The sequence below is a fragment of the Ferrovibrio sp. genome, from assembly GCF_041906005.1.
Classification (GTDB): domain Bacteria; phylum Pseudomonadota; class Alphaproteobacteria; order Ferrovibrionales; family Ferrovibrionaceae; genus Ferrovibrio.
Genome location: NZ_JAYRJY010000001.1, coordinates 2,194,742 through 2,207,341, shown reverse-complemented (window position 1 = coordinate 2,207,341; position 12,600 = coordinate 2,194,742). Strand labels below are relative to the sequence as shown.

The 12,600-nt window shown below is 65.1% G+C and carries 11 protein-coding genes; 3 read left to right on the top strand and 8 right to left on the bottom strand.

Annotated features, from left to right (window positions below):
• Positions 1 to 58: 58 nt before the first annotated feature.
• Entirely contained in the window at positions 59 to 1,348 is a 1,290-nt protein-coding gene (locus ACE3OO_RS10780) for an NCS2 family permease (protein ID WP_374302668.1), read from the bottom strand.
• A 129-nt stretch (positions 1,349 to 1,477) separates the two neighbouring features.
• Here ACE3OO_RS10780 and ACE3OO_RS10775 point away from each other — a divergent pair, with 129 nt between their 5' ends.
• Positions 1,478 to 3,253 (top strand): SLC13 family permease, encoded by a 1,776-nt coding sequence (locus tag ACE3OO_RS10775; protein WP_374302666.1) that lies wholly within the window; start codon positions 1,478 to 1,480, stop codon positions 3,251 to 3,253.
• Here ACE3OO_RS10775 and ACE3OO_RS10770 read toward each other — a convergent pair.
• Positions 3,250 to 3,861, bottom strand: a complete 612-nt coding sequence (locus tag ACE3OO_RS10770; RefSeq protein ID WP_374302664.1) for a TetR/AcrR family transcriptional regulator — start codon at positions 3,859 to 3,861, stop codon at positions 3,250 to 3,252. The genes ACE3OO_RS10775 and ACE3OO_RS10770 overlap by 4 nt on opposite strands.
• 81 nt (positions 3,862 to 3,942) lie before the next feature.
• Here ACE3OO_RS10770 and ACE3OO_RS10765 point away from each other — a divergent pair, with 81 nt between their 5' ends.
• Positions 3,943 to 4,524, top strand: a complete 582-nt coding sequence (locus ACE3OO_RS10765; RefSeq protein WP_374302662.1) for a hydrolase — start codon at positions 3,943 to 3,945, stop codon at positions 4,522 to 4,524.
• Here the strand turns inward: ACE3OO_RS10765 and trxC are convergent.
• Positions 4,521 to 4,964, bottom strand: a complete 444-nt coding sequence (trxC, locus tag ACE3OO_RS10760) for a thioredoxin TrxC (RefSeq protein WP_374302660.1) — start codon at positions 4,962 to 4,964, stop codon at positions 4,521 to 4,523. The two genes, ACE3OO_RS10765 and trxC, sit on opposite strands and share 4 nt — an antisense overlap.
• A 278-nt stretch (positions 4,965 to 5,242) precedes the next feature.
• On the opposite strand from trxC, the gene ACE3OO_RS10755 reads away from it, so the two are divergent.
• Positions 5,243 to 7,279, top strand: coding sequence for an elongation factor G (locus tag ACE3OO_RS10755; RefSeq protein WP_374302658.1), 2,037 nt, complete (start codon positions 5,243 to 5,245; stop codon positions 7,277 to 7,279).
• An 18-nt stretch (positions 7,280 to 7,297) separates the two neighbouring features.
• Here ACE3OO_RS10755 and ACE3OO_RS10750 read toward each other — a convergent pair whose 3' ends face one another.
• The 5 genes from ACE3OO_RS10750 to ACE3OO_RS10730 all read right to left on the bottom strand — a co-directional run bounded on the left by ACE3OO_RS10750 (position 7,298) and on the right by ACE3OO_RS10730 (position 12,579).
• A complete protein-coding gene (locus ACE3OO_RS10750) occupies positions 7,298 to 7,906 on the bottom strand; it encodes a glutathione S-transferase (RefSeq protein WP_374302656.1) in 609 nt (202 codons plus the stop codon).
• A gap of 369 nt (positions 7,907 to 8,275) precedes the next feature.
• A complete protein-coding gene (locus ACE3OO_RS10745) occupies positions 8,276 to 8,701 on the bottom strand; it encodes a DUF3429 domain-containing protein (protein WP_374302654.1) in 426 nt (141 codons plus the stop codon).
• An 8-nt stretch (positions 8,702 to 8,709) separates the two neighbouring features.
• Entirely contained in the window at positions 8,710 to 9,039 is a 330-nt protein-coding gene (locus tag ACE3OO_RS10740) for a hypothetical protein (protein WP_374302652.1), read from the bottom strand.
• Positions 9,040 to 9,098: 59 nt separating this feature from the next.
• On the bottom strand, positions 9,099 to 9,983 hold the full coding sequence (locus tag ACE3OO_RS10735; protein WP_374302650.1) for a transglutaminase N-terminal domain-containing protein: 885 nt from the start codon (positions 9,981 to 9,983) through the stop codon (positions 9,099 to 9,101).
• A gap of 10 nt (positions 9,984 to 9,993) precedes the next feature.
• Positions 9,994 to 12,579 carry a circularly permuted type 2 ATP-grasp protein gene (locus tag ACE3OO_RS10730; RefSeq protein WP_374302648.1) on the bottom strand — a complete coding sequence of 862 codons (2,586 nt, stop codon included), beginning with the start codon at positions 12,577 to 12,579 and terminating at the stop codon, positions 9,994 to 9,996.
• Between the last annotated feature and the right edge of the window lie 21 nt (positions 12,580 to 12,600).

The window sequence follows — 12,600 nt, the reverse complement described above, 5'->3', positions numbered from 1 at the left end:
GAAACGGGCGGCAGGTAACCCGCCGCCCGCCGGAAAAGCGCTGAACGCGAAGCGGCGCTCAGGTCACCGCCAACTTGATCACGAACAGGATCGCCAGCACGGCCATGATCGGGTGCACGTCCTTGATGCGGCCGGACAGGATTTTGCCGGCCACGTAGGCGATGAAGCCAAGCGCGATGCCGGTGGCAATCGAGAATGTCAGCGGCATGGCAATCATGGTGACAACCGCCGGCGCATATTCGGTCACGTCTTCCCAATCCACCTTCACGATGCTGCCGGCCATCACGCAGGCCACGAAGAACAATGCCGGCGCGGTGGCAAAACCCGGGATGCTGGTGGCCAGTGGCGCCAGGAAAACCGACACCAGGAACAGCACGGCCACCACAACGGCCGTGAGGCCGGTGCGGCCGCCGGCACGGATGCCGGCTGCGGATTCGATGTAGCTGGTGACGGTGGACGTGCCCAGAGCCGCGCCAACCATACAGGCGATCGAATCCGACATGAAGGCCGGGCCGATGCGCTTGAGGCGGCCATGGCTGTCCATCATGCCCGCACGCGGCGCAATCGAGATCAGCGTGCCGGTATTGTCGAACAGGTCGACCATGAAGAAGGCGAACACGATGGAGATCAGGCCCACATGCAGCGCACCCATGATGTCCATCTGCAGGAAGGTGGGCGCGAGGCTCGGCGGCGCCGAGACGATACCGTTGAATTTCGACAGGCCCATGCCGATGCCGACCACAGTGATCGCCAGGATGGCGATCATGATGGCGCCGGGGATCTTGCGGTAATCCAGCGCGATGATCAGCACGAAGCCGAGGCAGGCGAGCAGCGCGGTCGGCGCGCCGATCTTGCCGAGCGTTACGATGGTGGCCGGATGCGCCGCCACGATGCCGGCATTCTCCAGCGCGATGATGGCGAGGAACAGGCCGATACCGGCCCCGATGGCCATCTTCTGCGACATCGGGATGGCGTTGACGATCTTTTCCCGGATCGGCAGCACCGAGATAATCAGAAACAGCACACCCGACAGGAAGACGGCGCCCAGCGCCACTTGCCAGGTATGGCCCATGCCCAGCACCACGCCGTAGGAGAAATAGGCATTCAGGCCCATGCCCGGCGCCAGGGCCACCGGATACTTGGCCCACAGGCCCATCAGGGCACTGGCGAAGGCCGCGCCGACACAGGTGGCGACAAAGGCCGCGCCCTGATCCACGCCGGCCTTGGACATGATCATCGGGTTGACGAAAATGATATAAGCCATGGTGAGGAAGGTGGTGAGGCCGGCAAGCAGCTCGACCCGTACCGTGGTGCCGTGTTCTGCCAGCTTGAAATAGCGCTCAAGCATGTCTTTGATCCCCCTGGGAAAGCCTCGCCGCCCATGCCCCCCGGCATGCCGTTGCGGTCGAGTCGCTAGATTCGACTTTAGTATGAAACTTTCCCCGGGCCTACCCGTTACTGAAGGCAGACCTGTCCCATGACCCTCCCCCAGATCGAAATCCTTGCCCTGCTTGTGGTGGCCCTGGTGCTGTTCGCCTGGGGACGCTGGCGTCATGACGTGGTGGCGCTGGCAGTGCTGTTTATCGCCGTCGCCATCGGCCTGGTGAAGGCGGACGAGGCTTTTGCCGGTTTCGGCCATCCAGCGGTGATCACCGTGGCCGCCGCCCTGGTGATCAGCCGCGCCATTGCCGGTACCGGCCTGCTGGACACGATGGCCACCTGGCTCGCGAGCCGCGCGAGACACCCCGCCCTGCTGCTGATCCTGCTCTGCCTGCCCGCGGCTTTTGCATCTGCCGTGATGAACAACGTGGCGGCATTGGCCCTGATAATGCCGGCGGCAATTGCCGCCTGCCAGGCGGCCGGCCGTTCGCCCAGTCTTGCCCTGATGCCGCTATCCTATGCCACCGTGCTGGGCGGCGTGATCACGCTGATCGGCACGCCGCCGAACGTGATCGTCTCGGGCGTGCGCGCCGACAAGCTGGGCCAGGGTTTCGGCCTGCTGGACTTCGCCCCCGTGGGCATTCCCGTCACGCTGGCCGGCGTGGCCTTTATCGCAGTATTGGGCTGGCGCCTCGTGCCGCAGCGCGTGGCAGCCGGACGCGACGATCATGGCGGCGTGCAGGAATATCTGCTGGAAGCCACGGTGGAGAAGGATTCGCCGCTGATTGGAAAATTACTGGGTGATGTATTCGCCATGATCGACGACCATGACGCCGCGCTGCTCGGCTTGAAACGCGGCAGCGTGCAGATTCCTGGTGCCGCGCAATGGACGCCGGTGCGCGAAGGCGACACGCTACTGATTGAGGCCGCACCCGAGAAGGCCGGCGCCATGCTGAAGCCGCTGGGCCTGGCATTGATCAAACCCGGCCGCGACGTGAAACCGGAGAACAAGGCCAGCGACTTGCATATCGCCGAAGCCGTGGTACGGCCTTTCGGCGGCATCATCGACATGACGCCGGCCGAACTGCGCCTGCGCCAGCGCCATGCGGTGAATCTGCTGGGCGTGGCGCGCGAAGGCAGCAACCGCTTCGGCGGCCTGAAGGACTGGCGCTTTCATGCCGGCGACGTGCTGCTGCTGCAGGGCGAGGCCGAGCGCGTTAACGAGGCGATCGGCGCGCTCGGCCTGCTGCCGCTGGCGCAACGCGACCTGCCACTGCGCCGGCCGGGCAACCTGCTGCTCACCCTTGGCATTCCACTGGCCGGCCTGCTGGTGCTGATTTTCGAACTGGCGCCGGCGGCGATCTGCCTGGGTGCAGCGGCCACGTTGCTGCTGGTCACGCGGCGACTGAGTCTGCGCGAGGCCTATCAGTCGGTGGATGCCTCCGTGCTGGTGATGCTGGCGGCCCTGATGCCGGTGGGCGATGCTTTCGACAGCACTGGCACGACCGGTCTGCTGGCGAAGCTGCTGGTCGAACTGTCAGGCGAGATCGGGCCGATCTGGCTGCTGGGCCTGACATTGCTGCTGACCATGTGGGTATCCGACATGGTGAACAATGCCGCCACCGCCCTGCTGATGGCGCCCTTGAGCATCGACATCGCCAAACAGATCAATGTGAATCCCGATGCCTTCCTGATGGCGGTGGTGGTCGGCGCTTCCTGCGCCTTCCTCTCGCCCATCGGACACCAGAACAACCTGCTGGTGATGGGACCTGGCGGCTATCGTTTTGGTGATTACTGGCGGCTCGGCCTGCCGCTGCAGGCCGTGGTGTTCGTCACCAGCATGCTGGTGCTGCCGATCTTCTGGCCGCTCTAGGCGAGCCGCGTCCGCAGATAGCTTTCCAGCATTCGCGCCATCTCTTTCAGTGCCGCCTTGCGCCCGGCAATGGTGGGATCGACATTCATAGCCGCCGCGGCTTTCATCATCTGCAACACGGCCGTGGCGATCGCTGCCTGCTCGGCCGGCGGCAGACCGGGAGCGCGACCGTGCAGGATCGCGCCAACACGACGACGCATATCCTTGCGGATCGCCGCGATCATGGCTGGATCGATATTGCCGCTTTCAATCAGCACCACCAGCGCCGGATTGCCGCTCCGCATCGTCACCAGCGCATGACAGAGTGAATCGGCCAGATCGGCCAGCGGCATGGTGGGAGCCTGCGCGGCAATCCCGTCCAGATGCGCATGCACCGCTATCATACACTGCTCCAGCAGCGCATCGGCCAGCGAGGCCTTGGTGGGGAAGAATTGATACAGCGAGCCGATCGCCGCGCCCGCCCGCGCGGCGATCTCGGTCATCGTTGCGGCGTCATAGCCCCGTTCGGCGAATATAGCCGCCGCCGCCGCCAACAGCGTGGCAACACGCTCCCGCCCGCGCCGGCGTTGCGGCAGCTTCGATTCAGCGCTTGCTTTTTGTGAGGCCATCCTCATATATCTCCATGTATGAGGATAGCCTCATATTCAGCAACGATAAAGTCCCCAAGCCCGCCCTTCCGGAGACCGCCCATGGACAAGCTTGACCCGCACCACACCGCCCTCGTCCTCATCGATCTGCAAAAAGGCATCATGCCCCTGGCCCAGGGTCCACATAGCGTGGAGACCGTGCTGCAGAATGCCGGCGCCCTCGCGCAGCGCAGCCGCGCGCTGGGCATGCCGGTGGTGTTGGTCCGGGTTGGCTGGTCGGCCAACTATGCCGATGCGCCGCGCCAGCCGGTCGACCAGCCCCTGAATGTGCCGCCGGGCGGATTGCCGGAAAGCTGGTTCGAACTGGCCGCCGCGTTGGCGCCGGCCCCGTCCGACATCATGATCCTGAAGCGGCAATGGAATGCCTTTTACGGCACTGAACTGGACCTGCAGCTGCGCCGCCGTGGCATCGACACGATCATCCTTGGCGGTATTTCCACCAATCTGGGCGTCGAATCGACGGCTCGCGCCGCCTGGGAAACGGGATATGCCACCGTTCTGGCAGAAGATGCCTGCAGCGCCGTGCATGGCGCTGCAGCGCATCGTTTTGCCATCGAGACGATCATGCCGCGGATCAGCCGCGTGCGGTCGACGGCGACGATCCTCGCGGCGCTGGCGGCCTAGGTCGCCGCCAGGCTCTGCTCGATCCAGCGGGTGAGCTGCGGCAGCGGCATGGCGCCACTGATGCGCGCGATCTCGCGGCCGCTGCGGAACAAAGCCAGTGTGGGGATCGAGCGGATGTTGAACCGCGCCGCCAGGCCCTGCTCGGCTTCGGTGTCCAGCTTGCCCACGCGCAGGCGCGGTTCGAAAGCTTCTGCTGCCTGGTCGATCACTGGCGCCATCATGCGGCAGGGGCCGCACCAGGCGGCCCAGAAATCCACCAGCAAAGGCAAGTCGGCCGAACCGGCATGGCGTTCGAAATTGGCGGCGGTCAGCGTGAGCGGCTGGCCGGCAAAAAGCGGCTGGCCGCATTTGCCGCATTTGCCATGGTCGGCCAAACGCTCCGGCGCCAAGCGGTTCACCGTGTTGCAATGGGGACAGGGAATAAGAACCTGATTCGTCATGCGAAAGCCCTCGGCGGCCACCAGGCGTGAGGCCGGCGGCTTTTCCTATATATATTAGACGTTTCTAAAATAACAAGAGGGCTGTGACGCCATGCCCGCCAGCATGCCGAAATGATCGCTATCGCGGGTGCCGGGCTTGTGGAATCCTGTCGCCAGAGGGTTGAGTGCCGCGTTCCCAAGGGCCGGCAGCAGAACCGGTCCCCATCACAGTCGCAGCCGCCAGGCTTGCCGCGTCGTCACACGCAGCAGTCAGTTCGGAGACAGACAGGGAGACCGCCATGCCGAATGCATCCTCCTCATCTTCCCATCCCAGGGTCGTCGCTATTGTCGGTCCATACACGGCCGGCAAGACCACTCTGCTTGAAGCCCTGCTGTTCGCCGCCGGCGCGATTCCGCGCAAAGGTTCCGTGGCGGCCGGCACCTCGGTCGGCGACGCGTCCGCAGAAGCGCGCAGCCGACAGATGACCGTGGAACCTAACCTGGCGCATTGCGATTTTCTCGGCGAGCCCTGGATATTGCTTGACTGCCCCGGCTCGGTGGAACTGGCACAGGAGAGCTTCAGTGCGCTGATGGTGGCCGATATCGCCATCGTGGTGGTGGAGCCCGATCCGGCCCGCGCGGTGACGCTGGCACCCTTGCTGAAATTCCTGGATGCGCGGCGCATCCCGCATCTGCTGTTCGTCAACAAGCTCGATAAAACGAGCATCCGCATGCGCGACCTGCTGGCCGCATTGCAGCAGGTGTCCAGCCGGCCGCTGGTGCTGCGCGAGGTGCCGATCCGCGAGAACGATACGATCACCGGCTATGTCGATCTGGTATCGGAGCGCGCCTATCGCTATGGCGAGCAGAAGCCCTCCGACCTGATCGAGATGCCGGCCGATATTCGCCCGCGCGAAAGCGAGGCACGGCAGCAGATGCTGGAAGCCATCGCCGATTTCGACGACGCATTGCTGGAGCAATTGCTGGAGGATCGCGCCCCGGCACCGAAGGATATCTATGCCCTGCTGCGTAAGGACGTGGCCAACGACCTGATCGTGCCGGTCTTCTTCGGCTCGGCCGAACGTGGCAACGGCGTGCAGCGCCTGTGGAAAGCCTTGCGCCACGAGGCGCCGCATCACGATGCCACCGCCACGCGGCTGGATGTGAATGCCGATGGCGGGGCTTTGAGCGCCACGGTGTTCAAGACGCTGCATCAGGCCCATACGGGCAAGCTGAGCCTGGCGCGCCTCTGGCAGGGCAGCATCGTCGAAAATGCCATGCTGGGCGGCAAACGGCTGGGCGGCCTGTATCGCCTGATGGGCAATCATGTGGAAAAGGCCACGCAGGCGCAGGCCGGCGATATTGTCGGTCTTGGGCGGCTGGACGACATCGCCACCGGCCAGACGCTGAATGCCGAAGGCCAGGGCCGCGCCATCGTCGACTGGCCCGACCCGGCACCGCCGGTGCATGCCATGGCCCTGCACACCACCGACCGCAAGGACGAAGTGAAACTGACCGCGGCTTTGGCCAAACTGCGCGAGGAGGATCCCAGCCTGGTGATCGAACAGACGGCGGGGCAATTGCTGCTGAAAGGCCAGGGCGAAATCCACCTCAAGCTTAGCCTCGACAAACTTCAGCAGCGTTTCAATGTGGGCGTACATGGCAGCGCGCCGCTGACGGCCTACAAGGAAACGATCCGCCACGGCACGCAGCAGCATGCGCGCTTCAAGCGGCAATCGGGCGGTCATGGCCAGTTCGCCGATATCAAGGTGGAAATTGCGCCGCAGCCGCGCGGGGCCGGCTATGCCTTCGTCAACCGGATCGTCGGCGGTGCGATTCCGAAAAATTTCATCCCCGCCGTGGATGATGGTATCCGCGAAGCGCTACAGCGTGGCCCGCTGGGGTTCCCCGTCGTCGACGTGACGGTGACTCTGACCGACGGCCAGTATCATTCGGTGGATTCCTCCGATCAGGCGTTCCGCACCGCAGGCGGATTGGCGATGGCCGAGGGCCTGCCGAAATGCGCGCCAGTGCTGTTGGAGCCGATCCAGTCGGTCACCTTCACCGTGCCGAACGAATATACCGCGAAGGTGCATGCCATCGTGTCGTCGCGGCGCGGACAGATTCTGGGCATCGCGGCCCGCGAGGACTGGCCGGGCTGGGACCAGATCGATTGCTATCTGCCAGAGGCCGAGATGCACGACCTGGCCGTGGAGCTGCGCTCGATGACTTTGGGGGTCGGCGGCTTCACCGCGCGGTTCGACCATCTTCAGGAACTGGCGGGTAAACTGGCCGACCGCGTGGTGGAGGATCGCCGCCGCGCCCTGGCAGCATAACCTCCGCCGCGGCCTGAATCAGCCCACCGGCACCGTGGCCTTCACCGAGGGCCGCTCGAAGAAACGCTGTGCCCAGGCCGCGGTCTGCGGGTATTTCTGCCGCCAGTTCATGTCGCCGAAGCGGAAATCGAGATAGCCGAGCGCGCAGGCGATCGTCACCGTGCCGATATCGACGCGGTCGCCAAATGACGGCGCCAGCTTTTCGATTTCGGCCATGGCGCCCAGCACCTTTTTCATCTGGCCGTCGGCCCAGTCGGACCAGCGCTTGTCTTCCGGCCGCAGGAATCCCTCGTAGCGTACCAGCAAGGCGGCATCGAGCAGGCCATCACCCAACGCCTGCTGGCGTAGCACGGCCCAGCGCGAGGCATCGGCGGGGAAGAACTTCCTGCCCGCATGCAACGTGTCGAGATATTCGCAGATCACGCGGCTGTCGAAGAGATGCAGGCCATCGTCGGTGACCAGGGTGGGCACCTTGGCAACCGGATTGGCTTTTGCCACATCGGGATTCTGCGCGACCGGCGTGGTGGCGGCAGGGATGCGTTGGATCTTCGCATCCAGGCCGGTTTCAAGAGCCAGGATGACCACTTTGCGCACATAGGGCGAGGTGGGGGAATAATAGAGCTTCATGGGGTTTCCTCGTTGACGTTGACCGGCAGACTAGCGGCCGGACGCCAGCGACGCCATGCAGACAATTGCAACAATACAAACCGATACGACGAAACGAGCTGGAAAAAGAGCGCCGGCAGTGCCCGGGGAAACCCGGGACGGCCGGCGCAAGTGTCCGTCTCGCCACCCGGCCGTGAGAGACCCAGGGCCGGGGATACTCGCAGCCCGATGCGCCTCGGCACCGGATGCTGGCAGATACAAAGCAGGTTTCATGCCAGTGCCAGCAGGCGGATTCCAGGGGGTGAACGCCACGTTGCACCGGGTTCATGCGTAAGAAGCGGGCGATGGCGCACACGGCCTGCCCACGGGCAAGGCAGACTGGCAAACTGATCAGGCCAGCAGAGCGGCAAACAGCAGACTGCCGGAGGCCGCTAGTGTTAGCGGCGGGCGCAGCCGGGCATACCAGAACGGCGTCCATCCGCGAAGGCCGGCCCAGAAGTCGAAGACCAGCAGCAGCACGAAACCGGCGGCGAGATAGAGCCAGCCGGTTTCCGCCGACAGCCACAAGGCTGGCCAGGCATACAGCGCCGGCAACACGCTGGCGGCATACTGGCGCGGGCGATGGTCGCGCATCGCCAGGCCCCAATGTACCCCACCCATGAAACTCAGGATCGTGATGCCATAGCCAGTGAGCAGGGTTTCGGCGACGAAATTGCCCGGCACCGGCGCAAACCGCACCGCCAGCGCCAGGCCGATGAATGGCAGTGCGCCTGCGGCCCCGAGCCACAGCGCCATCCGCGGCATACGCTCGGACATGATCCGCCTCACGCGTGGCCTGCCTGGGGCGTACGGCGTTCGGCATGCTCCATCGCGCGCAGAGCCGTGGCCTGCAGTTGTGTAGCCAGCCGCTGGGTAACGGGCAGCGGTGCATGGATCATGGCGGCGCGGATCGCGCTGGCCATGCTCAACGCCTGCAGCACATCGCCATTGCTGGTCTCGCCCAGGATAGCGATTTCGCGGTCCAGCGTTTCCAGAATGGCCGTAAGCAGCTGGCTGACGCGCATGGCCGATCCGGTTTCGGCATGCAGGGGAAAGCTTATCTCGAAAACATCGCCGCTGCTGGTGCGGGCGGTATAGGGCATATGGGTGGCCATGGCATACCTCGAACAATGACGGGAATGAGATGGAGCGCACCGGCCTTTCGGCCAGGGCATCAGCCGACCGGCAGCAATTCAACCGCCACGCCCACGCGATGCGGCCCGCCACCCAGCACCACGCCGCGCACCGGGCTGATATCACCGTAATCGCGACCGATGGCCGCCGTCACATGCTCGTCGGAACAGATCAGGTTGTTGGTGGGATCGAGATCGATCCAGCCCAGCGATGGCCCGCACCAGACAGAGATCCAGGCATGGCTGGCATCGGCACCGCGCAGGCCGGTTGCCGCATTGTCGCCCGACTTCAGCGTGCGGATGTAGCCCGAGACATAACGGGCGGCCAGCCCGAGGCCACGCAGCATGGCGATCTGCAGATGGGCGAAATCCTGGCACACACCGGCACGCTTCTGCATCACGGCCGCCACCGGGGTAAAGACCTCGGTGGCGGCCGGATCATAGCGGAAGTCGCGATAGATGCGGCTGGTGAGATCGACCACGGCATCCAGGATCGGGCGGCGCGGCGCGAAACTGGCCTGCGCATAGGCCAGCGCCTCGTCACTGGCCTGCGCCATCGGCGAGTCATGGACGAATTCGCTTTCGCGCACCGGCTCGGGGAAACCGTCGCCGCAGAGCGCCTCGCGGATATCCTCCCAGGCCGGCGTGGCTTTCGGATCCGGCGGCGACCAGGGATCGACCTCCACCTCGGCGCGCAGTTCGACATCGAAGCGGGTATGCGGCGCATCGATGGTGAGGTTGGCGATGCGGTTGCCGAAATGATCGACCTGGGCCGCGATTCGCCCGGCATTGGGATTGGTGGTGACGATGCAGGATTTCACCCGCTGGCGCGGCAACTCTGGCAAGGCCAGATGCAGCAGATGATGCGAGATATCGACCGCCCAGGAATAGCTGTAAGACGTGGTATGGCGCAGGCGATATTTCATGGCGACCCCGTCATGAGCCGAACCCGAAGGCGCGCGCCACCTGCACATGGCTGAAATAGCTGCGCGAGAGCTGATCCGAGACATCCATCAACGCGTCGCAGGTGGCATCCAGGCTACCGCGCAGGCGGGCGCTGAGCTGCGCCATGTCATCGCGCGAAATCTCGTCGCGGTCGAACAGCGCCACCAGGTCGGCAAAGGGTTTGGCCAGCGCCAGGCAATCGGCGCCGCGCGGCGGCGCATCGGGATTGGGCAGAGCATCCAGGTGTTGCGCCATCGTCTGCAGCTGGAAAGCCAGCGCATGGGGATTGCTGCCATCCAGCAGCAGCAGATCGAACACGGCGGCGGCCTGCAGGGCGGCACGGTAGCGGCGTCGGTAGGTGAGCGTGGAATCGCTGACCTCGAGTGCGACGCGGAAGGCGGATTCGCTATTCTGGCTCAGAACCGTGGTGGCGGCCGAAACGCTGCGGGCAATGAAGATGGCCCGCTCCAGCCGGCGGCCGAAATCGATGAAGCGCCAACCCGAACCGCGCGTCATATGTTCGGCCAGCATGCCGGCGATGGCGGCCGTGGCGCGGATCATCTGGTCGCAGAATTCCAGCATGGCATCGGCATCGCCGGTTGCCGCCGGCTGGCTGATGCGCAATTCACCCAGCAGGTGGTTGAGCATGCGCCACATATCGGCGGAGAAACGGTGGCGCGACACGGCGGCCAGACGCTCGATGCCGTCGATGGTCTGGCCCAGCAACTGGCTGGGCGCGCAGGCCCGCGTGATGCTGCCGACGAACAAAGCCGAATCCGGCGGCGCGGCGGCGGCTTTCTGATCCAGCAGGCCACAACGCGCCATGGCACGTGCCAGCACCGCCATCTCGACCAGATCGCGGGCCGAGGAGAATTCGCCGACCACGCGCGACAACACGGCGCGCAGCAATCGCGCGCCGCCATCCAGCCGTTCGACGCTGCGACCGAGCCAGTAAAGATCGTCGGCGACGCGGCTTTGCAACGTGCCGGAGGAGCGGCGTAGCGCGAGCCGCTGGCGCGTCGCCGTGCCGCGAATCACAGTGGGGCCCTGATCCTTGGCCACCACCCAGACATCCTTGTTGATGCCGCCGCGCTGCAAGGTGGCGGCAAAGGGATCGTTACTGCTGGGCACGCGCGCCAGGCCGCCCGGCATCACCACATAATCCTCGCCATCGGCCACCACCTGCACGCGGAGCAGGATGGGCTGCGGCTCCAGTCCCTTTTCGCCCAGGCCGGGCGAGACGGATGGCGTGATGCGTTCCTGCGCCACGTAATCGCCGGGCCGCGCCTTGATCTGGGCCAGAAAGCTGGCGCGTTCGGCTTCAGGCAGAGAGGCGACCACCACGGGCCGGTCGTTCAGGCCGTGGGCACTGCGCACCACCAGATCGTCGAAACGCGCCTCCACTTCCTTTAGCGCATAGGCCTGGCCGCACCACCAGGTGGCGATCGACGGCAGCGACAGTTCATCGCCCAGCAGATGCTCGCTCAGTTTCGGCAGGAAAGCCTGCAGGGCCGGGGCACCGGCCAGGCCGCTGCCGATGGCATTGCTGATATTGACCTGGCCATCGCGCAAAGCCTGCATCAGGCCGACGACGCCCAATGTCGAATCGGCGCGCAGCTCTAGCGGATCGCACCATTCGCCATCCAGCCGGCGCAGGATCACATCCACCGGTTCAAGACCGGCCAGGGTTTTGATGAAGATGCGGCCATCGCGCATGGTGAGGTCGGCGCCCTCTACCAGCGTCGCGCCCAGTTCGCGTGCCAGATAGATATGCTCGAAATAGGCCTCGTTGTATGGGCCCGGAGTGAGCAGAACGACGCGCGGATTGTCGGTCTGCTGCGGTGCGCGGGCCGCCAGATCGGCCTGCCAGTATTCGAAATAGGCATTCAGCGGCCGCACACGGCATTGCCGCAAAGCCTGGCCGAGCAGACGCGACATCACGCGGCGGTTTTGCAGCGCATAACCCGCGCCGGCCGGCGCCTGGGTGCGGTCGGCGATCACGCGCCAGATGCCATCCGGTCCACGCACCAGTTCGGCGGCATAATGCTGCAGCATGCGGCCGGAAGACTGATTGGGCGGCTGACCATCGGTGCGGCGCGCGGCGCGCAGGAAATCGCGATGGCCGTAGACCAAAGCCGGCGGCAGGCGATGCTGCGTCAGCAGGTCCATCGGGCCATAGAGATCACGCAACAGCGTATCGAGCAGGCGGGCGCGCTGGATCAGGCCGACCTCGATGCTGGCCCATTCCTCTGCCGACAGCAGCACGGGCACCGGATCGAGCCGCCAGGGACGCTGTTCCGGCAAGGGCGGCGCAATGGCCGCGCCGCTGGGCCCAGGGCTGCCAGGCAATTCGTAGAGATTGTAGGTGACGCCTTCGTCTTCCAGATACTGTCGGCCGCGTTCGGCGCGTTCGGCCAGACCGACGGCGCCAAGTTCGCTCAACGTCGCCAGCAGAGGCTGCCAATGCGGACGGATCACGCCCTGCCCGGTGACCATTTCGTCATAGGCTTCCCCCGGCGCGGGCGAAACCGGCGTCGCGGTGGGGGAAAGCTTGGCCTGCAGGGGCGAATTCATCATCCCGTCCGAATCGGGCGAGAG